The sequence below is a fragment of the Corynebacterium mendelii genome, from assembly GCF_017307055.1.
In the GTDB taxonomy this organism is placed as follows: domain Bacteria; phylum Actinomycetota; class Actinomycetes; order Mycobacteriales; family Mycobacteriaceae; genus Corynebacterium; species Corynebacterium mendelii.
Genome location: NZ_JAFLEQ010000003.1, coordinates 375,133 through 397,888 on the forward strand (window position 1 = coordinate 375,133; position 22,756 = coordinate 397,888).

The 22,756-nt window shown below is 65.0% G+C and carries 19 protein-coding genes; 10 read left to right on the forward strand and 9 right to left on the reverse strand.

Going from position 1 to position 22,756, the window contains the following annotated elements; all coding sequences use genetic code 11:
* Positions 1-14 precede the first annotated feature (14 nt).
* The 3 genes from JZY06_RS01450 to JZY06_RS01460 form a co-directional block, all read right to left on the reverse strand.
* Entirely contained in the window at positions 15-629 is a 615-nt protein-coding gene (locus tag JZY06_RS01450) for an energy-coupling factor transporter transmembrane component T family protein (RefSeq protein WP_207117849.1), read from the reverse strand.
* An 8-nt stretch (positions 630-637) separates the two neighbouring features.
* Positions 638-1,324: an energy-coupling factor ABC transporter ATP-binding protein gene (locus tag JZY06_RS01455; protein ID WP_207117851.1), complete on the reverse strand. Its 687-nt coding sequence runs from the start codon at positions 1,322-1,324 to the stop codon at positions 638-640.
* 147 nt (positions 1,325-1,471) lie between these two features.
* Positions 1,472-2,062 carry a biotin transporter BioY gene (locus JZY06_RS01460; RefSeq protein WP_207117854.1) on the reverse strand — a complete coding sequence of 197 codons (591 nt, stop codon included), beginning with the start codon at positions 2,060-2,062 and terminating at the stop codon, positions 1,472-1,474.
* A gap of 77 nt (positions 2,063-2,139) precedes the next feature.
* Between JZY06_RS01460 and JZY06_RS01465 the strand changes: the two genes are divergently transcribed.
* From JZY06_RS01465 to JZY06_RS01485, 5 genes are all read left to right on the forward strand, one after another.
* Positions 2,140-2,346, forward strand: coding sequence for a DUF3046 domain-containing protein (locus JZY06_RS01465; protein WP_207117857.1), 207 nt, complete (start codon positions 2,140-2,142; stop codon positions 2,344-2,346).
* Between the two features lie 483 nt (positions 2,347-2,829).
* Positions 2,830-3,936 (forward strand): recombinase RecA, encoded by a 1,107-nt coding sequence (gene recA, locus JZY06_RS01470; protein ID WP_207117859.1) that lies wholly within the window; start codon positions 2,830-2,832, stop codon positions 3,934-3,936.
* A 141-nt stretch (positions 3,937-4,077) separates the two neighbouring features.
* Positions 4,078-4,704, forward strand: a complete 627-nt coding sequence (locus JZY06_RS01475; protein ID WP_207117862.1) for a regulatory protein RecX — start codon at positions 4,078-4,080, stop codon at positions 4,702-4,704.
* Positions 4,705-4,767: 63 nt separating this feature from the next.
* On the forward strand, positions 4,768-6,333 hold the full coding sequence (gene miaB / locus JZY06_RS01480) for a tRNA (N6-isopentenyl adenosine(37)-C2)-methylthiotransferase MiaB (RefSeq protein ID WP_255568353.1): 1,566 nt from the start codon (positions 4,768-4,770) through the stop codon (positions 6,331-6,333).
* A 150-nt stretch (positions 6,334-6,483) separates the two neighbouring features.
* Positions 6,484-7,176: an Rv2732c family membrane protein gene (locus JZY06_RS01485; protein WP_207117864.1), complete on the forward strand. Its 693-nt coding sequence runs from the start codon at positions 6,484-6,486 to the stop codon at positions 7,174-7,176.
* 587 nt (positions 7,177-7,763) lie between these two features.
* On the opposite strand, the gene JZY06_RS01490 is transcribed toward JZY06_RS01485, so the two are convergent.
* Positions 7,764-9,095 (reverse strand): DUF349 domain-containing protein, encoded by a 1,332-nt coding sequence (locus JZY06_RS01490; RefSeq protein WP_207117865.1) that lies wholly within the window; start codon positions 9,093-9,095, stop codon positions 7,764-7,766.
* A 430-nt stretch (positions 9,096-9,525) separates the two neighbouring features.
* Here JZY06_RS01490 and miaA point away from each other — a divergent pair, with 430 nt between their 5' ends.
* Both miaA and dapF read left to right on the forward strand, forming a co-directional pair.
* The gene (gene miaA / locus JZY06_RS01495; RefSeq protein ID WP_377768911.1) at positions 9,526-10,419 is read left to right on the forward strand and encodes a tRNA (adenosine(37)-N6)-dimethylallyltransferase MiaA; all 894 of its coding nucleotides are present in this window, start codon (positions 9,526-9,528) and stop codon (positions 10,417-10,419) included.
* Positions 10,416-11,306: a diaminopimelate epimerase gene (dapF, locus tag JZY06_RS01500; protein WP_207117871.1), complete on the forward strand. Its 891-nt coding sequence runs from the start codon at positions 10,416-10,418 to the stop codon at positions 11,304-11,306. Before miaA ends, dapF begins: the two co-directional genes overlap by 4 nt.
* 160 nt (positions 11,307-11,466) lie before the next feature.
* On the opposite strand, the gene JZY06_RS01505 is transcribed toward dapF, so the two are convergent.
* Both JZY06_RS01505 and JZY06_RS01510 read right to left on the reverse strand, forming a co-directional pair.
* Positions 11,467-12,027: a hypothetical protein gene (locus JZY06_RS01505; RefSeq protein ID WP_207117874.1), complete on the reverse strand. Its 561-nt coding sequence runs from the start codon at positions 12,025-12,027 to the stop codon at positions 11,467-11,469.
* A 252-nt stretch (positions 12,028-12,279) separates the two neighbouring features.
* Positions 12,280-13,119, reverse strand: a complete 840-nt coding sequence (locus JZY06_RS01510; protein ID WP_207117877.1) for a hypothetical protein — start codon at positions 13,117-13,119, stop codon at positions 12,280-12,282.
* 120 nt (positions 13,120-13,239) lie between these two features.
* Here JZY06_RS01510 and hflX point away from each other — a divergent pair, with 120 nt between their 5' ends.
* The 3 genes from hflX (at position 13,240) to JZY06_RS01525 (ending at position 18,190) form a co-directional block, all read left to right on the forward strand.
* Positions 13,240-14,814, forward strand: a complete 1,575-nt coding sequence (hflX, locus tag JZY06_RS01515) for a GTPase HflX (RefSeq protein WP_207117880.1) — start codon at positions 13,240-13,242, stop codon at positions 14,812-14,814.
* A 277-nt stretch (positions 14,815-15,091) separates the two neighbouring features.
* Positions 15,092-16,822 (forward strand): amidase family protein, encoded by a 1,731-nt coding sequence (locus JZY06_RS01520; protein WP_207117884.1) that lies wholly within the window; start codon positions 15,092-15,094, stop codon positions 16,820-16,822.
* Between the two features lie 57 nt (positions 16,823-16,879).
* Positions 16,880-18,190 carry a uracil-xanthine permease family protein gene (locus tag JZY06_RS01525; protein ID WP_207117887.1) on the forward strand — a complete coding sequence of 437 codons (1,311 nt, stop codon included), beginning with the start codon at positions 16,880-16,882 and terminating at the stop codon, positions 18,188-18,190.
* 703 nt (positions 18,191-18,893) lie between these two features.
* On the opposite strand, the gene JZY06_RS01530 is transcribed toward JZY06_RS01525, so the two are convergent.
* The 3 genes from JZY06_RS01530 to JZY06_RS01540 form a co-directional block, all read right to left on the reverse strand.
* Positions 18,894-20,030 carry a hypothetical protein gene (locus tag JZY06_RS01530; RefSeq protein WP_207117890.1) on the reverse strand — a complete coding sequence of 379 codons (1,137 nt, stop codon included), beginning with the start codon at positions 20,028-20,030 and terminating at the stop codon, positions 18,894-18,896.
* Positions 20,031-20,344: 314 nt separating this feature from the next.
* Entirely contained in the window at positions 20,345-20,608 is a 264-nt protein-coding gene (locus tag JZY06_RS01535; RefSeq protein WP_207117893.1) for an HPr family phosphocarrier protein, read from the reverse strand.
* Between the two features lie 496 nt (positions 20,609-21,104).
* Positions 21,105-22,169, reverse strand: coding sequence for a 1-phosphofructokinase family hexose kinase (locus JZY06_RS01540; protein ID WP_207117896.1), 1,065 nt, complete (start codon positions 22,167-22,169; stop codon positions 21,105-21,107).
* Positions 22,170-22,756: the final 587 nt, after the last annotated feature.

Sequence of the window (22,756 nt, forward strand, 5' to 3'; positions counted from 1 at the left end):
TGCCGGTGGCGTGATCAGTCAACGGCGCCCCGGGCGGTGAGAGCATCAGCGATATGTTCGGCCCGCCGGATCGACCGGATGATCACCGGGGTGCCGAAGGCTGCAGGCGAGGCCCCCAGACCCCGTGCTTTACGGGCATCAAGCACATCGTTGACGGTTGCCAGCTGCAGCGGAATCAACCTGATGGTCAAACTCACTGCCAGGGAGATGTGGGCGGCGGGAAAACCGAACCGTTCCAGGGGCGCAAGAGATGTGTCGAGAAGATCCATCATCTCCGATACCCGCACGGTCAGCGTCATCACGGTGGCGGCGATAATATTCGACAGCAGCACCAGGGCGGTGGTGGCGGTCGCGTCAATGCCTTTGGCAAACACCATCATCACGCTGATCAAGGCGATAAACGGCAGGACCGGCCACACCTGCCGCCACGCCGTGAGCGGCGGGATTTTCGCCAGCACATAACCGGATGCGGCCAGCGCCACACAGATCAGGCCGTGCCAGAACGTGTGGCAGATGACGTTCGAGGCGATGATGAACACGAACACGGCCACACATTTCCAGCCGGCGGGAAGCCGGTGGATGACCGAATCCTTGTCGACATAGACGCCCAGCGGTATCTCCCTGACCATGTCCGCTGTCACATCCCGCCCATGAGACGGACATAGAAGTCGATGACCTCATCGGGGCTGCCATCACAGGCGATCATCCCCCGGTCAAGGCACAGCACCCTGTCGAAGCCCCGCAGAAAATCAAGATCGTGGGTCACCACGATCAGCTGCTGGTCGAGAGTGTCGAACACCTGCCGGATATTGAGTCGGTTACGCAGGTCGAGCAGTGTTGTCGGCTCGTCGGCGATGAGCACATCCGGTTCAATGACCGTCACGGCCGCCAACGCCAGCATCTGTTTTTGGCCGCCGGACAACAGGTGGGGGGAGTGGTCGGCGTGGCCGGCCAGACCGAACCTGTCCATGGCGGCGGCGACCCGGCAGTCGCGCTCTGCTTTGCCCAGATTGAAACGCCGCAGGGAAAAGGCGATGTCCTCTTTGACCGTGGGCATGACAATCTGGTTGTCGGCGTCAGCGAAGACGAACCCCACCCGTTTGCGGATGTCTTTCGGTTTGTCTTTCACATCGACACCGTCCACGGTGACCGTGCCGGTGGTGGGCGAAGTCAGACCGTTGATCAGCCGGATCATCGACGATTTGCCGCCGCCATTGGCGCCGATAATGCCGATACGGTCCTCGGCGAGGGTGGCATCGATGTGCGTCAGGACCTCGCGGCTACCGTAAGTCAGGCTCACGTGATCAAAATGAATAACGGGCACGGTGGCTCCAGTTGCTGGCGGTCGGTAAAAACGGACGGGAAAAAATCAGCCGGTGCCGCGGGGGATGCGGCAGACGAAACCGGCTGCAGTCCTGGGGCAGACAGCAGCCGGGAACGGCGCCGGGCGACACGCGGCGAATCGGTGGGATCAGGCGTTGACGGTCAGTTGCCTGAAGTTTCGCAGATGCGGCAAAGCCATGTGGACACCGACGGCAATGACGCAGATGATCACCAGTTTGATGCCCATGCCGGGCAGGAAGGGAACCTGGGCAAGCAGTGCTGCTTTCAGATCCATGCCGGCCCGCAGGATCAGCCCGCCAATACCGAAGGCGTACTGGACGGCGAACCCGGCCAGGGAACCCAGTGCCAGAAATACCGTCATGCGGACCTTCGACCTGGTGGCACCGGCGGATACCCATCCTGCAGCCAGGGGGCTGAGCAGGTAGCCGATCAGGTAGCCGACCGTGGGGCCTGCCGCAGCCGCCCACAGGGTGCGGCCGCCGGCGAGAACCGGAAGGTTGACGGCGGCCAGAACAAAGAACAGGGCAACGGCATAGAAGCCCCTCTTCGGGCCGAGAATGAGGGCGGTGAGAATGATGGCGGCGTTTTGCAGCACGATCGGCACACCGGATGCGGTCGGGATGGATACGAAAGCCAGCACGACGATCAGGGCAGCGAACACTGCCGCAAAAGCGATGTCGGAGACGATGTTTTTGTTGTTGTCTTTCACGTGCTGCATGGTACACGTCCACCGCCAATGGTTAAACAGTGTTCAATGATGCGGTGCCACCCCCGGGGCGGGTAGGATCGCCTGCCATGCAGTACACGGACTTCCGCCGCAACATCGAGGCTGAATTCGGCGACATGAGGGGGCCGTTCATGCTCAACTCCCATGTGCTGCGCGAATACGGCAAAACCCCCAACGAACTGATCGAGCAGGGGGAGCCCCTGCGTGATATCTGGTGGGCCATCTGCGACGACTTCGAGATTCCGGAACTGCGCAGGCTCGGACCCGATGACTAGCCGTTTTCCACCAAAAGCGGGCCGGTCACACCGCCCGCAGCCGGTGGCCGCGGGAGTGCCGGCAGCCCCCGCGGGTTTCTTGCGGCCCCGTGAACACCATCCGGTGTGAATGCGTGACTCTGCATCCAACCGGGTGGCTGCGGGTGCCTGATGGGTTGGGGAAGGCGTCGGCCCGCGACACGCTGGGCGGAAGATCGAACGTGTCGAACAGATGTGCGTGTATAGTTGCAGCCGGTCACAGACCGGTCGTTATCCTTGGCACGTGCGGGTCGAATCCGGCAGGTGGGCAGATGGCCCACCGGACCCGGGCCCCACCCCTTAAAAGGGGTTGTCCGGGAGAAATATCCCTTTCATGGAGCCGATCGGCCGGAAGTCCGGTCCAAATTATGTGGAGGGTTTCACCGCACTCCGGATAATGCGGTGACAATCCCGCTTCCACCGCCACGACACAGTTTTTTAAAAGACAGCAAAGGACACCAGCCCATGCCCCCGAAGAAGAAAAAGCAGCCGATTCCCTCCACCAGGGAGAACCGCCAGAAAGCCCTCAAAGACGCCATGGCGTTGATTGAGAAGGACTTCGGTAAAGGTGCTGTCATGATGCTGGGCGATGATTCCCGCCCCCCGATTTCCTCTATCAGCTCCGGCAACACCGCCATCGACATCGCCCTGGGCATCGGGGGCTTCCCGCGGGGCAGGATCGTCGAGGTCTACGGTCCGGAATCCTCCGGTAAAACAACCGTGGCCCTGCATGCTGTCGCCCAGGCCCAGAAAGCCGACGGTATCGCCGCATTCATTGACGCCGAGCATGCCCTGGATCCGGAATACGCCCGCAAACTGGGCGTCGACACCGACAACCTGATTGTGGCCCAGCCCGACACCGGTGAACAGGCCCTGGAAATCGCCGACATGCTGGTGCGTTCCGGTGCGATCGACATTATTGTCATCGACTCTGTTGCGGCGTTGACCCCGAAGGCCGAAATCGAAGGTGAGATGGGTGATTCCCACGTCGGTCTGCAGGCACGTCTGATGAGCCAGGCACTGCGGAAAATGACCGGCGCCCTGTCAAATTCGGGCACCACCGCCATTTTCATCAACCAGCTGCGTGAGAAGATCGGTGTGATGTTCGGCTCCCCGGAGACCACCACCGGCGGTAAAGCGCTGAAGTTCTACTCTTCGGTGCGGTGTGATGTGCGCCGGATCCAGACCTTGAAGGACGGGCAGGACGCCATCGGCAACCGGACCCGTTTGAAAGTGGTCAAAAACAAAGTGTCCCCGCCGTTCAAGATCGCCGAGTTCGACATCATCTACGGCGAAGGCATTTCCCGGGAATCGTCGATCATCGACCTGGGGGTGGAAAACGGCATCATCAAAAAATCCGGTTCCTGGTTCACCTACAACGGTGACCAGCTCGGACAGGGCAAGGAAAAAGTACGCCTCTACCTGAAAGAGACCCCGGAGCTGGCCGACGAGATCGAGCAGAAAATTTTCGCCAAAGTCGGTATGGGCGATGCCGTCGACGATGATGAGCTGTCGGATGAACCCATCGATGTGGTGCCCAACGTCGATTTGGATGACGAGCAGGACGAGTAAACAGACACGTGGAAAAGCGCCTGGTGGCGCTGCCGCACCCCGGGGGAGGACACAGCCCCTGGGGTGCTGCCGTATGGGAAGGACGAGCCGGCACCAAGCGTTGTCACAGGCGGGGAAGAGATGTCAGGAGGCGACAAAGACATGGACGGAACGCAGAGTCCGGACAGCGGTGCCGGACCGGATCCGCGGGTTATTGAGGCGTTGAAAAAGGCCGTGGAGCATGCCGCGCACAATCCCCGCGGCGGTCTGGTGGATCCGTTGCTGGAAAAAAACAAGGCTGAGGTGCGCCACCGCGCGCTGCTGCTGTTGAATCAGCGTTCCCGCTCCCGGGGGGAATTGGCCGACCGGCTGGAACAACTCGATTTCGATCCCGAACTCACCGAGATGGTGCTCGATGATCTGCAGCGGGCCGGATTGGTCGATGATCTGGCTTTCGCCACCGAATGGGTGCGGCAGCGCCACGCCCGCCGCGGTAAATCACGGCAGATGCTCGACAAAGAACTGCGGGAGAAAAAAGTGCCCGCCGGGATCCGGCGGGAAGCACTCGACCAGCTCGATGACAGTGCCGAAGAGCGCACCGCAACAGCCCTGGCGGTGAAAAAAGCTTCCCGCATCACCGCCGTGCCCGCCGACCGCGCGATGTACGACAAATACCTGCGCCGCATCCTCGGGGTGTTGGCCAGGCGCGGTTTCCCCCAGTCCATGTCGATGTCCCTGGCGAAAAAAGCGCTCGATGACCGCATCGCCGAATTGGGCGGCACAGGATAGCCGGTCAGGAAGCATCCGGTCACCCGTGAGGCGATTTTTCCCCTGTGCCTGGGGCTTATAGACTTGCACCCCGTGACTTCCCAGCAACATTCCACCAGCCCCGGATCGACTGCCGCCGCCCGCACCTACCAGGTGCGCACATTCGGCTGCCAGATGAACGTCCACGACTCAGAACGGTTGGCCGGGCTGCTGGAACAGGCGGGCTACCGGCAGGCCGGGGAAGGCGTCGAACCCGATCTGGTGGTTCTCAACACCTGCGCGGTGCGGGAAAACGCGGATATGCGTTTGTACGGAACCCTGGGACATTTGAAATCGGTCAAGGATTCCCATCCCGGAATGCAGATCGCCGTCGGCGGCTGCCTGGCGCAGAAAGACCGCTCGGTGGTCATCGACAAAGCACCCTGGGTGGATGTCGTTTTCGGCACCCACAACATCGGGTCACTCCCGGCGCTGCTCAAACGTGCCGAACACAACCAGACCGCACAGCTGGAAATCGTTGATTCGCTGGAACAGTTCCCCTCGGTGCTGCCGGCGAAAAGGGAATCCGCCTACGCCGGGTGGGTCAGTGTCTCGGTCGGCTGCAACAACACCTGCACTTTCTGCATTGTGCCCTCGCTGCGCGGCAAAGAGGCCGACCGGCGTCCCGGCGACATTCTGGCGGAAGTCCAGGCACTGGTTGACCAGGGTGTGGTCGAGGTGACCCTGCTCGGGCAAAACGTCAACGCCTACGGGGTCCACTTCGCCGACCCGGGCCTGGAACGCGACCGGTCGGCTTTTTCGAAACTTCTGCGGGCCTGCGGTGACATCGACGGACTGGAGCGGGTGCGTTTCACCAGCCCGCACCCGGCGGAATTCACCAGCGACGTCATTGACGCGATGGCCGACACCCCGAACGTCTGCCCGCAGCTGCACATGCCGCTGCAGTCCGGTTCGGACAAGGTTCTCAAAGAGATGAAGCGCAGCTACCGGACCAAAAAATTTCTCCGGATTCTCGACGAGGTGCGGGAGAAAATCCCCGGTGCCGCCATTACCACCGACATCATTGTCGGCTTTCCCGGTGAAACCGAAGAGGATTTCCAGGCCACTCTCGATGTGATGGAAAAAGCCCGGTTCTCCTCGGCGTACACCTTCCAGTATTCCCCGCGTCCGGGAACCCCGGCCGCCACCTATCCGGACCAGGTTCCCCCGGAGGTGGTCACCGAACGCTACGGGCGGCTGATGGAGCTGCAGGAGAAAATCTGCCTGCAGGAAAACCGGGCACTGGTCGGCACTACCGTGGAACTGCTCGTCCAGGCCGGGGACTCCAAAAAGGACAAAGCCCGTGGCCGTATGCCCGGGCGCAGCGCCGATGGCCGTCTGGTGCACTTTTCGACCACTGCCGCCCCCGACGGCCACATCGACCGGTCGGTGCGGCCCGGTGATTTCGTCACCGTCACGCTCACCGATGCCGGGCCGCACCATCTGCTGGCCGATTCCGGGGTGCATTCCCACCGCCGGACAAAAGCCGGCGACCACCATGAAGCCGGGCAACGCCCGCAGACCGGGCCCACCGGGGTGGGGCTGGGGCTGCCGCGTATCGGGCGTCCGGCAAACGAACCGGTCTCTGTCGGCGGCTGCAGCCGCGGCTGACACCCTGCCGCTGATTGTGCCCGCCGACGTGCGGGTGGCCTGCGGTGGTGCGGGAGTTGTCGGATACCGACCGCATTCGGTTCGGCGGCTACGATTGGGCTAGGCCCGCCCGTCAGGGGCGGGATACGATGTGACTTACCGAGGAGAACCATGGACCACAGCAGTCAGGAACTCGCCGCCGAATTGGCGCAGCGCGAACGGCGTGCATCAGCCACCGTGCCGCTGGGCGGAGCACGCTGGATCCTCATTGCGTTGTTCGTCACGTTTGTCGTGGCGCTGGTGCTGCCGCATTCCGGGTCAGTAAGCGGACTGGATGTGCTGTTCCGTTCCGACAAAGCCATGGCGGCATCGACCTCGACCATCGAAATGTCCTACGTCTGGCTGGCGCTGATCGCCCAACTGCTGGGACTGGCGGTGGCTGTCACCGCCAACCGGGCGTTGGCGCAGATGGGAGTTGTTGTCACCATCACCGCCGCCATGTTCTCCATGCTGGCGGTGTGGAAGCGTCAGGTCCGCGGCCCCGGGGATCTGGGCACGGGCCCGGGTATCGGGCTGTTTCTCGCCTCCGCTGCGACATTTGTGCTGGTGCTGGTGCTGATAGTTCTGACCATCCAGCGCACCGAGGAACAGTGGCAGCTGGATGCGCAACGGCGCACCGTCACCCCGAAAAGTGAACTGGCCCTCGCCCAGCTGGAAGTGCTGGAGGCCAAGCGGGCCGGCAACACCGATCCTTTCACCGACGACCGCCGTGACCGGGCGAAACGGCGCCGCCAGCGGATGCTCGGCCAGGACGGCACACAAGGGGACACCACCGGTGGTGGGCAGCCGGGGAACACACCGTAAAGACCCTCCAGGAACTGCTGGTGGGACGGCATGACCCCGCGGCACTGCCTTTTCGGGGGTGATGTGTGCATCAGCTGGCACATATTTGCCCGCAGGACTCAACTCCGAAGGGGCGAAGGGTTATAATTCCCAATGTCCGGCTTACGCGAACAGCTGTAGCCGGGCCTGACAAGGGGGACAACCGCCTTCCACGGATCCACCCCCTTTTGCCGGATGCTCCGGCTCCGCCCTCCTTCCGCGGCCCGGAGTAACGCGACCCGTTCGTGCGAAGCCATTCTGGGGGCTCTCGCGGGGGCGGGTCGCCCGTCATTTCGCGCCCGGTGGCCGCCACTGCTGTCTGTGGGTTGGTCTCTGTGCCATTCCACCCGGTCGGCACACCACGGCGTGGGGCAGCTGACCCGGGTGATCACGGCTGGTAACTGTGCGTCAACCGGGTGCTTTATTTCTCCAGACACATCGTTTCGTACATTTCTGAAAGTGCCACCACCACACCGACCCCACCGAGTGGAACCGGATTGCTCCGGATACCCGGTGGGGTCGAGGAAAGCTGCTGGTGTGTGATGTCTCGTGCGGGGCCCGGTGTTGTTCTACCGCCCGTCGATGGCATTTTGGGCGGTGTCGGCCCATTCCTGCCACTGGGCGGCCTGCTCCCGGGCTTTCTTCGCTTTTTGTGCGTTGCCCTTGGCTTCGGCTTCCTCGGCCTGGCGGGTGAATTCGGCGACTTTGGCGGTGAATTGGGCTACGCGGGCCTGGGCTTCCGGGTCGGTGCGGCGCCACAGCTCATCGGCGGCTTTGGCCACCCGCTGCTCGAGTTCGCCGATCTTGTTGTCGAACTCCTTGATGCGCGACCGTGGAACGAATCCGACTTCCTCCCACTTGTCCTGCAGTTCACGCAGTTTGATGCGGGCGGTGTCCAGATCCTTGTCCGGGTCGATCAGCGGCGAATACTGCTCGATGAGAGCGTCTTTTTTGGCCGCGTTGTCGATGAATTCCTTGTCGCGCTCCTCACTGACCGCATTGCGGGCGTTGAAGAAGTGGTCTTGGGCACTGCGGAACTGCTCCCAGAGTTTATCGTCGACATCACGCGGGGCGCGGCCGGCGGCTTTCCATTCCTTCATCAGGTCACGGAAATCGCGGGCGGTTTCTTTCCAATCGGTGGAATCCTTGATCGCCTCGGCTTTGGCGATGATTGCCTCTTTGGCGCGTTTGGCGGCCTGCCGGGTGCGGTCGAGTTCAGCGAAGTGGGAGCCGCGGCGGCGGTCGAAATTGTCGCGGGCGGCGGCGTAGCGCTTCCACAGTTTGTCGTCGGTTTTGCGGTCGATGCCCTTAATGGTCTTCCACTCGGCGAGAATCTCTTTGATCCTGTCGCCGGCGGCTTTCCACTCGGTGGAGTTTTCCGCCAGCTGCTCGGCCTCGGCGGCGAGTTCCTCTTTCCGGGCGATAGCTGCCGCCCGGCGCTGTTCCCGCTGCTTTTTCACCTGTTCGCCGGCGGCGTCACAGTCGGTGATGATGGTGTCGAGTTTCTTGTCCAGGGAAGGCAGATCACCGATGACGGTCTGGGTCGGCAGGGACTGTTTGAGCTGCGTGGCGGCTTTTTTGATCGACCCGGCTTCCTCCGGGTGGGTCGACAGCCGGGTGACCATCAACTCCACTTCGGTGGCCAGATCGTCGAAACGGACCCCGTAGTGGGCCAGCCCCTCGGCGGGTGTTCCGGCCTGCCAGGAGCCGACATGCATTTCCTGCCCGTCGGGTCCGGTGCCGAAGACCTCGCCGTTGTCTTCCACCCGGCCCCATTTCGACGGGTCGGAACGGTGGACGGGGGCGGCGGGTGCCACGGGCCTGGCGGGTGTGTGTCCCGGGCGGGGTCCGGGACGGGGGCCCGGAGTGGGGATGGGCCGGTTCGTCATGAGGGTCTCCAATTGGTTGTGTTGCCGCGCGACACGGCAGCCGGTTACATCCTGCGGCCACAACAAAACCGTGGCCGCGGTGCTTGTCGAACAATGCGACATGCCGCCTGGGTGGGATGGTGGGGCTGCCGGGAACAACCGGGCGAAACCCTCCGGGGAAACCATGTGGTCCCGCCACCTGCCCTGGGGTAAACGCATGTCTTCAACCAGTTTACCTGGCAGGTGGCGCGGGTGTGGCAGTCAACACCGACGGGACGGAAAAAACCGGCCTGTCGCCGGCTGTTTGCGCCGCCCTGCCCGGTGGTCGGCAGTGGTTTTCCCATTGTTGGCGCCCACGATAGGCTGTGACGTCGTGGACACCGCAGCAGATGTAAACCTCCCGAGTGGGCCTTCCGCCACGCCGGTCGGCCGGCCCGGTGACCGGGCGATCAGACCGATAGCCGTGGTGGGACCCACCGCCTCCGGGAAATCGGAGCTGGGGCTGAACTTGTGTGAGAGATACGGCGGGGAAGTCGTCAACGTCGATTCGATGCAGCTGTACCGGGGGATGGACATCGGCACGGCGAAGCTGCCGGTGGCCCAGCGCCGCGGCATCCCGCACCACCAGCTTGATGTGTGGGATGTCACCGAACCGGCCAGTGTGGCCCGTTTCCAGAAAGAGGCGGGAAAAGACATTGCCGCGATCATGGCCCGCGGCGCGGTCCCGGTGCTGGTGGGCGGGTCGATGCTCTACATCCAGTCCCTGATCGACCAGTGGCGTTTCCCGCCGACCGATCCGGAGGTGCGGCGCAAATACTTCCGGCTGCTCGACGAGATCGGTGTCGTGGGGCTGCACCGGCGGCTGGCCGAGATTGACCCGGAAGCCGCCGCCACCATCGAGGATTTCGACAGCCGGCGGACCGTGCGCGCCCTGGAGGTAATCGAACTGACTGGCCAACCCTATGCGGCGAGTCAGCCGGTTATCGGCCGCACCGCGCACTGGGGCACCCGGATCATCGGTTTGTCCACCCGCTCCGAGTGGCTCAATCCCCGCATCGACAAGCGCACCAGGGCCATGTTTGATGCCGGTCTGGTCGACGAGGTGCGCCACCTGGTCGATGACCATGGTCTCGCCGCCGGATCCACCGCCGGCAGGGCCATCGGATACGCCCAGGTGCTGGCTCATTTTCAAGGGGAATTGACCGCCGAACAGATGGTTGAGCGCACCATCACCGGTACCCGGCGCTACGTACGCCGCCAACGCTCCTGGTTCAAGCGGGATCCCCGCATCCGGTGGATTGACGCGACGGGCGACACCCTGGGGCAGGCGGTGGCCGAACTAGAATCGCATCCATGACAACCATTGCTTTCGCCAAGGGACACGGCACCGAGAACGATTTCGTCATTCTGCACGATCCGGATGCGCGGATAGCTGTTGATCCGTCGCTGATCCGCGGACTGTGTGACCGCCGGGCAGGTATCGGCGCCGACGGGGTGCTGCGGGTGGCCCGGACCCGGGCGCTGGTGGAGGCGGGGGTCATCAGCGCCGTCCCGGAGTCGGTGTCGCCGGAATCCTGGTTCATGGACTACCGCAACGCCGACGGCACCACCGCGGAGATGTGCGGCAACGGGGTGCGGGTGTTCGCCCACTGGCTGGCCAGCCGGGGACATGTCACCGGCCGGACATTCGATGTCGGCACCCGGGCCGGCAACCGTCCGGTCAGCGTCGGTGATGTCACGAAACGACAAGCCACAGTCACTGTCTCGATGGGCACCCCGACGCTGCTGGGGGTCAGTGACTGCATGCTGGGGCGGACAACCATGACCGGTCTGGCCGTTGACTGCGGGAACCCGCATCTGGCCTGTGTCGTGCCCGGACTGAACCTCGACGGGCTGAAGGACCTGGCTGTTGACGCCGGGTTCGAATTCGACCGGGATTTTTTCCCCGACGGGGTCAATATCGAGATCGCCACCGCACTCGACGACAACGATCATGCGTTCATGCGGGTGCATGAGCGCGGGGCCGGGGAAACCCGGGCCTGCGGCACCGGGACGGTGGCCACCGCGGTTGCTCTTTTGGCGGATACGGGCCGCACCTGCGGGCATGTGATCATCACCGAACCGGGCGGCAGCCTGGAGGTCACCATCACCGACGACGGGGCAGCCACCTTGACCGGGCCGTCGGTGATTGTCGCCGAGGGCACGGTTGACACACAGATGGTCACCGACTGGCGCGGCAACTGATAAGGGTGTGTGGCCTGGGTCTTTTCAAAAAAACACCGCCCGGCGCAAAAAAGACCGCCCCGTACCGGCCGAAGCCGGTTACCCGGGGCGGTTGTGGGGGTGTGTGAAAAAACAGCACCGCTGTTGCGGTCAATGCGTCACAGACGCCGCGGACATCCGGTCAGGACCCGCCGTCGGCGATACCGCGGCGGTCGTAGTCGGTGCCCAACCTCAGGGCGGTGCGCCGGGCTGTGATCCAGGCTTCTTTGATCTCCAGGGCCCGCCGGTCGGTCACCGACAGCAGTGAATCCAGTTGCGCCACCGACAAATCGGCGGCCAACCGGGCATCAAGCCTGGCGAGGAAGCGGTGGGCTGTCTGGGAGGCGAAGAAAAACGCCTCAATGTCGCTGTTGCCGCAGTCCTTGTCGGCCAGGGCCGGGCGGTGCAGCATCCGGTCGGCTTGCTGGTCGGGTTCGCTGCCGGTGAGGAAATCCCGGTATTCGTCCAGCACGTCACGGATGTCTTCGGCCGACAGTTTGATGGAGGTGCGCAGCGCCTCAGCCTCCGACGGATTGCCCTTTTGGTGCAGGAGGAAATAGATCAGCATCAGGATCACCCCGGCGAGCATCACCCCGGTGACTTTCAGCCAGCCGATCAGGGCGATACAGCACAGCGCGGCAACCGCCAGCGGCCAGCGGGGGGCACCCGCGGGCTGCTCGTCGTCGAAAAGTGGATCGTTCATATCTGGCTGTGAAACTGCTGGGTTGTTGCTGCTGGTGATCGGAAAAACTCGGCTACCGGTGGCCGGTCCGGTGCACCCGGGTGGTCTGTCACACCGGCGGGACTGCCGCCGCACACCAATTCTAGGCCGGGTGCGGGGGTGGAAAAACACCCGCGCGGCGTCCGCCCGCTGCAGCTGACGCCGGGGCGGGTCCGGGGCCTGCGGCGGGTGCCAATTTTCCCGTCAGCACGCCCGCCGCCTGCCGGGGCCGGTCTAGTGGCTGCCGCAGCCGCCCCCGCCGCAGCCGCAACCACCGCCGGCAGGCGGGGTGTCGGCGGGTGGCGTGGCCGGGGTGTGGCCGCCTCCGCCGCAGCCGCCGCCTCCACCGCAGCCGCAGCCGCCGCCCCCGCCGCCGCAGCCCTGCGGGGCGGTGATCGAGGCGGTCATCAACACTGTGCCGGCGATCACGGCGCCGGGTTCGGGCAATGTGTCGGCATCGGGCAACACCACATCGACCGGGAAGGCCGACTCGATCTCGCAGTGGATGAACCGCTGGCCGGTCAGCGCGGTGGTGCGGTAGTCGGCGGCGGTGATCCGGGCGGTGACGGTTGCCCCGGCATCCGGGGCGGCGGAGCCGTCATGATTGGCGATCACGGCCGCCCCGTGGGAGGCGATCACCCCGATCTCGCCGCCGACGGCCGCCCGGTAGCTTTGCTCATCCGGGTAGACGGTCACCCCGATGCCCATGGCGGTCAGTGCAATGTCCTGCCAGGGGATCACCGGTTCCTCGGCGATCAGCGGACCCTGGGCCAGGTTGGCGGTGACGGCGGCTATTTGGTTGCCGTCATCGTCGACCATTTCGCAGTAGGCCAACACATCGTTGACCATGGAGACATGCCCGGTGGCGGAAGTGGTGGAATTGAAACCCGCCCAGGTGGCGTAGGGCTGGGCGGCCAAAATCACAATCCGTGCCCCCGAGGGGTCCTCGAACTGGATCAGCTGCCCACCGCGCAGTTCCCCGGTCACCTCCAGCTGTCCGGAGGAGATGGCCGCCTCAACGGCATCTTCCCAGCGGTCGAAATCAAGGCCGATAGTTGCGAGATCGCGTGTCATGCACGTCAGTCTATGTGCCATGGGTGCTGCCGGTAAAACCCGGGCAGGTACGGGATTGTTTGTCAGCCGTCAGCGGACAATGCAGCCGTTGGCCGGTGGCCCGTGACACAATGGGGGGCAATGAGCCAGATCAACAATGACGATATTCTCGCGCAAGCATTCCGGGATCATCTTCCGCCGAAAAACACCGCCGACACCGATGAGGCGGAACTCGAGCACGCCCGGCCGCACCCCGGGGCGCCCACCCCGGCGGAGCCGACCACCGGTGAGCTGGATTTGGAGCAGCGCTCCTCACTGCGCAGCCTGACCCGCCGGTCCAACACCCACACCACCGAACAGGACGACGGCTACGACGTCGAATACCGCAAGCTGCGGCTGGAACGGGTGGTGCTGGTCGGGGTGTGGACCGGTGGCACGACCGCCGAAATCGAGGCCTCGCTGGCGGAGCTGAAGGCTCTGGCCGAAACCGCCGGTTCCCAGGTCACCGAAATGACGTACCAAAAACGCGACAAACCCGATGCCGGAACCTACATCGGTTCGGGAAAAGTCGCCGAACTGAAATCGGTGGTGCAGGCCACCAACTCCGACACGGTCATCTGCGACGGTGAACTCTCACCCGGCCAGATGATCGCCCTGGAAAAAGCCCTCGACGTCAAGGTCATCGACCGGACGATGCTGATTCTGGATATTTTCGCCCAGCACGCCAAATCCCGGGAGGGCAAAGCCCAGGTGGCGCTGGCGCAGATGGAGTATCTGATCACCCGGGTGCGCGGTTGGGGCAATGCCCTGTCCCGCCAGGCCGGCGGCCGGGCCGGATCCAACGGCGGGGTGGGGCTGCGCGGGCCGGGTGAAACCAAAATCGAAGCCGACCGCCGCAGGCTGCGCCAGGAGATGGCCCGGCTGCGCCATCAGCTCAAAGGCATGACCACCGCCCGGGAAGTCAAACGGGCCCGCCGGAAATCGTCGCTGATTCCCAAAATCGCGATCGCCGGTTACACCAACGCCGGAAAATCCTCGCTGATCAACGCGATGACCGGGGCCGGGGTGCTGGTTGAAGACGCCCTGTTCGCCACCCTGGATCCGACCACCCGGCGAGCCCAGCTGGCCGACGGCCGGGATGTGGTGTTCACCGACACCGTGGGCTTTGTCCGGCATCTTCCCACCCAGCTGGTGGAGTCGTTCCGGTCCACGCTGGAAGAGGTCGTGGAAGCTGATCTGGTGCTGCATGTGGTTGATGGATCGGATGCGTTTCCGTTGAAGCAGATCGAGGCGGTCAATGCCGTGATCGCCGACATTGTCCGGGAGACCGGGGCGCCGGCCCCCGCGGAAATCATCGTGGTCAACAAGATCGATGCGGCTGACCCGCTGGTGCTGGCGCAGCTGAGGCATGTGCTCGACGATGCGGTGTTTGTCTCCGCGGCAACCGGCGAAGGCATCGGGGAGCTGGAAGCCCGGGTGGAGGTGTTTTTGAACACCCTGGATGTGCACCAGCGTTTCACCATCCCGTTTTCCCGCGGTGATGTGGTCGCCCGCCTGCACTCGCAGGCAACCGTCCTCAACGAGCAGTACACCGATGAGGGCACGATCATGGATGTGCGGCTTCCCCGGGAGCTGGCCTGTGCCCTGGAGGAGTTTTCCGACACCCCGGACGATGAGCCTGATCCGTGGGACAATCCCCGGGCCCGGCGGGACTGATTTTTTCGGCGGCGCTGGCAGGGCACCGGCTGCGACACGGGGTCGGTGCTCATCGCCCCGCCGTGATCTCACGCGGCCTAGGATGGGTACGCCCCTTTTTTCAACGGTCCGCGCATTCTGTCCACCTGGCGGTGGGATGGGCTGCGGTGGGTGAGTGGCACAAGCGTTTGCGCCACCGCCGCCGTGGCGTGTTTTTCCCTGCCGGACCGTCACCGACCATCCGCCCCCGGATGGCCCTGCCCGGCAGGGCTCATGGATTGATAAGGATTGCCCGCGCGTGAAACAGACCGCCCGAATCATTGTCTCGCTCACCGGTATCGCCGCCATGGTGGCGGCCGGCAGTTGGGCGTGGGCGCAAACCGACGACAATCCGCTGGGCAGGCGGGACGGTGACGGTTTCACACTGTCGGCCACCGTCAACCAGACCCCGGGCCAGAAACCGGTGGCCCTGTCGCTTCCGGCGAACCTGTCGCGGGCCTACACCGCCGAGCAGCTGTTTGCCGTCGGCGGGGTGATGTGGGGCAAAGGGGCCGCCGACCGGGTGCAGGCGCGCCGCGACGCCGGTATCCCCCTGGCCCAGACCCTGGCGCATTATGTGGAGCAAATCCGCGGCGGCAACAACTATTTGCGTGCGGTACAGCAGATTCACCCCGGGCTGGCCAAAGCGGCGGTCGGCGGCGGGGCCGCCGGGAGTGCTGCGGCCACCACCCCGGCCCGCGGCCGGGTCCTTCCCATGGATGAGATGGTGGTGCTTTTCGACCGGTCGATTCCGGTGGCCGGAATGTCGACGAGTCTGGGTTCCGGCGCCCTGAAAGAGCTTTCCGCCACCAGGGATTCACAGGTTGCCGCCCGGCTGACAGCGGCCGGGGCGGTGATTTTGGGCCACACCAACGGCGATGAACTCCACGGGCTTGTCGGCAGTCACCTTCCGGCCGGGTATTCGTGGCTGGGCGGGCAGGTTGTCGACGCCCGGGATGCGCTGTGGCGCAGCCCCGGGCACGGCGCCACCGGTGCCGCGGTGGCCATGGCCGCCGGGTGGGCCGATCTGGCGGTGGTCTACGGAACCCCGCAGCAGATCACTGAACCGGCGGCGATCGCCGGGCTGTATGCGGCGGTGTTGCCGCGGCGCTGCGGAATCCAGGGGGCGGTTCCCGCCGTCGGCCCGCAGGGGCATCTGGGGATCATCGGGCGCACCCCGGAGGATGTGGCGCTGGGGCAGCTGGTGCTGTGCCGCAGCGGTATCGACACCACCAACCATGCCGGGGACGGCGGCCGGGAGGACACCACCGCTGCCGGTACCGCAGACAGCGCCAGCACAGACAGCACGACAGACACCGGCACCACTGTGGGCGCCCGCAACAGTCAACCGGCCGGGGTGAAAGTCACCGCCCGCCGTCCCCGCAGCGCGGCCCGCACCCTGACCCTGGTCAGCGCCGAGGATGATCCGCACATCATCAACGCCGGGAAAGCCCACAACCTCCTGTTCATCCCGCCCACGGCGCAGATGAACGATCTGAGGCGGGCGCTGGCTGATCTGCCGCTTGACGCCGCCACCCGGGTGCTGGGGGCGCAGGAGCTTGACGGCTGGCTTGCCGCACAGAAAAAAGGCCCGGCCGGTCTCACCGAGCTTGCCGCCTTCTACGCCGACCATCCGCAGCAGGCACCCTACGGCCACGACCTGATCGATGCGGTGGCCGACGGCCGGGAAATGAGTGTCGACCAGGCGCATGCGGTTGTTGCCGAGGCCGAAAAACTCAACCGGCAGCTGGCTGATCTTGTTCGCGGTGCCGGTGCCGAGGGGATGATGGAACGCGGCCTGGGTCCGTTCCCGCTGGCTGATGCGGACGCCACCCGGATCACCGTCCCCTTCGGTGAGGTTAACCCGAATCTGGCCGGGGACGCCTACGGTGATCTGTCGTTTGTGGTCACCGCCTTTGGCCGCGACAGCGATGAGGTGGCTTTCACCGCCACCAGGCGGCTGGCCGACGGCCGGGCCGACCGTTTCTGACACCGGCCGGGACCCGGTCCCGCACAGTCGGTGACACGCAGGTCATAATGAATACCCATGAGCGTCTTACCTTCCTGGTCCCTGCACGGCGACGGCCGTCACATCACCCCCGGCGGCGTGGTCGCCCCCGATGAGCGGCTCAGCTGGCCGCGCACCATCGGCATCGGCATGCAGCATGTGATCGCCATGTTCGGCGCCACTCTTCTGGTGCCCACCCTGACCGGCTTCCCGGTCAACACCACCCTGCTGTTTTCCGGCCTGGGAACCATCCTGTTTCTGCTTGTCACCCGCAACCGGCTGCCCAGCTATCTGGGCAGCTCCTTTGCTTTCATCGCCCCGTTGATGGCCACCCAGTCACAGGGAATCGGCACCCAGATCGGTTCGATTCTGGTGGCCGGCCTGGTGCTGGTCGCCATCGGTGTGCTGGTGAAGGCGGCGGGTAAAAAAGCCCTCGACGCGGTGATGCCGCCGGCTGTCACCGGCGCGATCGTCGCCCTGATCGGATTGAACCTGGCGCCGGTGGCCGCCGGCGATTTCGCCGCCCAACCGGCCGTGGCCGCGGTGACGTTGGCGGGCATTCTCATCTGTTCCATCGGCGGGCGCGGCATGCTGGCCAGGCTGGGAATTCTCACCGGTGTGATCATCGGCTGGGTGTATGCGGCCGTCACCGGGCAACTGGATCCGGGGGCCACTGAGGCGGTCAAACAGGCCGCCTGGATCGGACTGCCCACCTTCCACAGTCCCAGCTTCGATATGTCGGCGATTCTGGTGACTCTGCCGGTGGTGATCGTACTGATCGCCGAAAACGTCGGGCACGTCAAAGCGGTGTCCGCCATGACCGGCAAAAACCTGGACGACCTGGCCGGGGATGCACTGATCGCCGATGGTCTGGCCACCACACTGGCCGGTGGTTTCGGCGGCTCGGGCACCACCACCTACGCCGAAAACATCGGCGTGATGGCCGCGACCAAGGTCTATTCCACCGCCGCCTATTTCGTGGCTGCGCTCACCGCTGTGGCGCTGGCCTTCGTCCCGCGCTTCGGGGCCCTGATCAACACCATTCCCTCCGGTGTGATGGGCGGGGCGACCATTGTGCTCTACGGACTGATCGGCATGCTGGGTGTGCGTATCTGGCAGGAAAACAACGTCAACTTCAACAATCCCGTCAATCTCATGGCCGCGGCCGTGGCGATGATTGCCGGTATCGGCAACCTGACGCTGTCGATTTTCGGCCTGGAACTGCAGGGTATCGCCTGGGGTAGCGCCGGCATCATCATCTTCTACCCGATGCTGAACTTCCTCTACAACAGCGTCGGTGAAGGCCAGCAGATGGCTGCTGTCCGCCGAAGCGGTCAGGCGGACAACTAGGGGGCACTGTCCCGCGTGAGCCACGGCACCGCCCTGGCTCACGCGTTGGCACCCCGCCTTCGTCCACCCGCCGACGTATTCGCGGGCGGGGGTTTGCCGCCTGTTCCGCAAAAAACAGTCACCTGCCGCACCACCGCCCCGACGGCGCTGTCCCGGCGGAGGGGGGAGAAAAAACCCGGCCGCGCGCCATGTGCCAGCCGTGGCAAAAACCGGTGTGGATAACTGTGGGGATAACCGTCTGCCGCAGGTCGGGGACACTGATGAAGTGGAATTTCGCCGTGTCAGCTTCCTGTAACCTTGTCTTCACCACCCCGGTGACCGCACCCACCGGCACCCCGGCAGTGGGCAGCGGTGGGCTGCTCGGGTGAGCTGACACACAAAACCGCACGCACAGCCGGTCACCCGCTGCTAGACGAGGTGGCGGCTCAAGCCGGGTGAGCCGCTGGTTCGGCGGCCGCAGGTAAGCGGCAGGTAAACCGGTCCGCGTTGGGCACCACCCGTCGACCGCGTGCGCCCGGCCCGGTTTTTGCGGCTGTGGATAACCCGGTGAGGCGAAGCGGCGCAGCAGAAAAAGCCGCACCCAGCGGGAAGGAGAAAAACTTCCCCGGGTGGGTGCGGCAGAGAAAAAGCGGGCGGCGGCGAAGGCAGACGTGTTTTTCCGCGGCGAAAAGCGCGGGGACCGCCGCCGTGTGAAGGAAGCCTGCTACTGGTTGGCGGGCTGGTCCTGCTGCTCCTGGCCTTCGTTGGCGGCGGCTTGGGCGCGGGCCAGCATATCCGAGAACATGCGGGCGCCGATGGCAGCCAGGGGAGAGGCCTTGACCAGCATGTTGAGGATGAACGAGACCAAACCGACGGTAGCCAGAAGCACGCCGACCTTGCGGGAGCGCGCCTTGTCGTTGCTGGAATCACCGCTGGACAGTTCCTTGTACTGGTCGACCGAGGAAGTGTTTTTCCCGCTGGACAGTTCGGCGGAGCCGGTGAAGAAATCGCCCTGGGCCTCGCGCTGCTTTTTGCGCGCGGGATCCGAGGAGCCGCCCTGGATCGGGTTTTTCACCAACTGCGACGAAGTGGAGCCGTCTAGCACGTTCTTGTGGGTGAGCGTCGTGGTGCACCGGCTGACCGTGGCCCGGGCGATGGCCTCCAACTCGCTGGGCAGATACTTGGTGATGTCCTTGGTCGAGGACAGCAGTTTGTTGGTCGCATCGGTGTTGACACTCGACATCAGGGCGATCGAGGAATTGTCCCGCAGCGTCCGGGCCCAGTCGCGCAGCTGTGCGGCCGCGCGGAAATAGCGCTTGACCCGGCTGGGGATGCTGTTGGGGTCCGAGGGGAGTTGGGTGCCGAAGACACGAGCCTCGGTCAGGGTCAGCGGCGGCAGCAGATCAAGATCGGCCGGTTTGATGGTCTGGCGCACCGTCTCGCCTGCCGGGCTGTGGTGGAAAGCCAGGTAGACCTCGTCTTCGTGGTAGCCCCGTTCGACCATGGCCGAGGAGACTGCGGCGATAATCTCTTTGAGTTCGTCGCTGTCAACGGACCCGGCTTTCGGGCTGGCGGCGGTGCCGGTGATCGCATCGGCGCGGCTGAAACTGTCGGCCAGGTCGGGGAGAGTCTTGCGGATATCCCGGCGCAGGATGGAGCGAAGTTCGTTGTAGTGTTTGCGCGCCGAGAGCATGCTGCCGGCAACAGTGTCATCGCTGTCCGCGGTGAACACACAGGTGTTGACGCCGTCGACCTTGTCAATCGTTGTCCCGAATGCCGGGGCGGCGGTGGCTGCCGGCGCGGTGACAACCCCGGCTGCCAGCGAGCAGATGGTCATGGTGGCGAAAAGCCTGTTCCTCAACGTGGTGTCCTTTCCGTCGGCCCGGTTGCTGGATGAGCAGTGTCGTTGCCGGGTCGGTGGTTGAGTGCCCGCGGGCCTGGCCGGTCCGGCGGGTCATGGTGGTGGGCACCCGGCGCTGCCGGGGGCCTGACGGGTAAGAAGATACGCACCCACCCGGTACCAACGTCACCGGGGGTGGTGATGTTACATGCGCCCCGCACCCGTCCGGGGTGGGCTGGGCCGGTACCGCGTGGACAATGACAACCACCCCCCGCCTGCCCGTGCGGGGCGGGACAAGCGGGGGGTGGGATACAAAATGAGGTGGCCCTAAACTTTTAGGCGTCCAGATCCTGCTCGATCAGCGCGGCGATTTTTTCGACGGCTTCGGCGTTGTCGGAGGTGACGACAACCTCGTCGCCCTGCTCGGCGCCCATGGCCATGATCATCATCGCGGAGGCGGCGTCGGCGGGTTCGTCATCGCCGCCGACTTTGGTCAGTTCGATATCGTCGTCGTATTCGCTGGCGGCCTCGGCAACCAGGGAAGCGGGGCGGGCGTGCAGTCCAACGGCGGAGCCGACAACTACTGTCTTGGAAGCCATGCTGGGTAATCCTTTCCGTGCCGGTAACCACCCGGGGCTGCGGCATCCGCCCGGTGGGCGGGTGCGGCACAGCGTGGGCAAAGATCCGGGCGGTGGCCGGTTGTAATGGTGATTCACGTGAGGAATCGTTGACGAATGAAAAAACATTCCCGAATCATCCGGGAACCGGCGTCCCGCCGCGGCATGCAGCCGGGGCGATCCGCCGGGGTGGTGCCCTCCACTCTAGTGTGTCACCGTTGGCGGCGGTGACCGCGGTAGGGCAAAGATCACAGCGCACATTGAAAAACCGGTGTTGTCACTGCAGGTGGCCGGGCTTTAGTGGGATGGCGGCAGCCCGCGTGGACCAGGTGCGGGACCCGGTTCCTCGCCCCTCGGGGACGGGTCTGGTGTGTCGTTTTTTTTACCCGGCGGGGTGGTGAAAAACCCGGTCGTTTCCCTTCCCGCCGATCTTTCCGCCCGGCGGATCGGCTGCGGGGGGTGGGGCGGGCGGTTTCAGCTACAACTCGACGACATCCACCGGGCAGTCGGCCAGCACCTCGGGGCCGGGAATACCGGTGCCGGGAATGGTGGCTGCCGCTGAACCCCAGGTGACGGCTGCGGCCAGTGCCCGGTCGGGTTCCGCGCCGGTGGATTCGGCGGCGATGTACCCGGCCAGCGCGCAGTCCCCGGCACCGACCGTGGAGGCCACCGGCACCTTGGGGGCGGCGGCAAAAAACAGTGTGCCCTCCTGCAGCAGCATGGCCCCGGCAGCCCCCAGGGTCAGCAGCACTGTGGGGGCGGGCACGCCCCCGCGGGCGCAGCGGGCGGAATAGTCCTCCAACAGTCGTCGGGCCGGGCCGGTATCGCCCGCCGCGGCGGCTTGTTCGGCATGCCGGGCACGGCGCCGGCAGTCGTCGGCGGTGGCCGGTGCATGCCCGTGGAGCACACAGACCAGTTCGTGGGCGTTGGGGGCGAGAAGATCAACGCCTGATACCCGTGCCGGATCAGCTGCCGCCGCCAGCGCCGCCCCGGAGGTGTCCACCGCGATATTGAGCTGTGGACAGTGTTGTTTCACAGCCACCGCCAGCGCCGGGTAGGTGTCGTCGGCGGCCTGCGGGGGCAGGGAACCGGCCATCACCAGCCAGCGGGCGCCGGCGGCGCGGCGCGACAGCAGTGTTTCGGTGGCCTGCCACACCCCCGGGTCGAACACCGGTCCCGGCCCGTTGAGTTTGGTGGTGTGTCCACCGGGTTCGGTGATGGTGGTGTTGACCCTCACCGGCTGGTCGGTGGGAATGATTTCGAAGCGGGTGCGGGTGAGGCTGACCAGCCGGACGAAAGGATCCTGCGGGTCGCAGGGAACCACCGCGTACACCGGCAGCCCGTGGGCGGACAGGGCCCGGGCCACATTGATGCCTTTGCCCCCGGCATCGGTGGTGACCTCATCCATGCGGTGCACTTCGTCACGGACTATGGCTTCCCCGGCGCGCAGCGTGATGTCAAGGCTCGGATTCGGGGTGAAGGTCACGCACATGGGTGCACCGGTGTGTCCGGCCGGTGCCGCGGCGGGGGACGGGCTGATCATGGCGGGGACAAGCTTTCGTCGGGCGGGGAATCTTTTTCGTGGGATTGTCGGGGGCCGCACCACCCGGCCGTCGCGGCGCAAGACGCGCTGCGGCGGCCGCGGCGGGGTATATTTTTTACCGTACCTACCGGCAAAAATAGGCCGGGCAACGACCCACCTGCCACCGATCATGCCCTACACCTGCCTGCCCGGGTGCGCCGGGGTCGGTTTTCCCGCGGCCTGGCGCGGTAGGGATGTGACTGCCGCCAATGGTAGGTTTGCGGGTGATCACGCTTTCCCCCCACGCCCCGGCGTGGCGGGGCGCACACCGTGCGCCCGCAGGCCGCGGGCGGTACTGCTACCACCTGAACCGGTGATCCGGCCCGCCGGAGAACAATTTCACACCGCTTTTTCATCCAGTCCCGCCCGTTGCCATCCTTCCTGTGGCCGGTGCGGCGGCCCCTTTTTGTCGCGGCACGCACCAGCCGGTGCCAGCCGTTTGGAAAGGATTGTCGGCCGCCGCCGGCCAGCACCCCACAATCGTCAAGGAGACATGCTCTTATGGAATCCACCACCCTCAAAGGCACCGCGGTTGTCCCCGGCACCGC

Excerpts from the sequence above, each read along its gene's own strand:
- JZY06_RS01450 (WP_207117849.1), bottom strand. The coding sequence starts at position 629 with ATGGTCAGGGAGATACCGCTGGGCGTCTATGTCGACAAGGATTCGGTC.
- JZY06_RS01460 (WP_207117854.1), bottom strand. The coding sequence starts at position 2,062 with ATGCAGCACGTGAAAGACAACAACAAAAACATCGTCTCCGACATCGCT.
- JZY06_RS01465 (WP_207117857.1), top strand. The coding sequence starts at position 2,140 with ATGCAGTACACGGACTTCCGCCGCAACATCGAGGCTGAATTCGGCGAC.
- recA (WP_207117859.1), top strand. The coding sequence starts at position 2,830 with ATGCCCCCGAAGAAGAAAAAGCAGCCGATTCCCTCCACCAGGGAGAAC.
- JZY06_RS01475 (WP_207117862.1), top strand. The coding sequence starts at position 4,078 with ATGGACGGAACGCAGAGTCCGGACAGCGGTGCCGGACCGGATCCGCGG.
- JZY06_RS01485 (WP_207117864.1), top strand. The coding sequence starts at position 6,484 with ATGGACCACAGCAGTCAGGAACTCGCCGCCGAATTGGCGCAGCGCGAA.
- dapF (WP_207117871.1), top strand. The coding sequence starts at position 10,416 with ATGACAACCATTGCTTTCGCCAAGGGACACGGCACCGAGAACGATTTC.
- JZY06_RS01505 (WP_207117874.1), bottom strand. The coding sequence starts at position 12,027 with ATGAACGATCCACTTTTCGACGACGAGCAGCCCGCGGGTGCCCCCCGC.
- JZY06_RS01510 (WP_207117877.1), bottom strand. The coding sequence starts at position 13,119 with ATGACACGCGATCTCGCAACTATCGGCCTTGATTTCGACCGCTGGGAA.
- hflX (WP_207117880.1), top strand. The coding sequence starts at position 13,240 with ATGAGCCAGATCAACAATGACGATATTCTCGCGCAAGCATTCCGGGAT.
- JZY06_RS01525 (WP_207117887.1), top strand. The coding sequence starts at position 16,880 with ATGAGCGTCTTACCTTCCTGGTCCCTGCACGGCGACGGCCGTCACATC.
- JZY06_RS01535 (WP_207117893.1), bottom strand. The coding sequence starts at position 20,608 with ATGGCTTCCAAGACAGTAGTTGTCGGCTCCGCCGTTGGACTGCACGCC.
- JZY06_RS01540 (WP_207117896.1), bottom strand. The coding sequence starts at position 22,169 with ATGATCAGCCCGTCCCCCGCCGCGGCACCGGCCGGACACACCGGTGCA.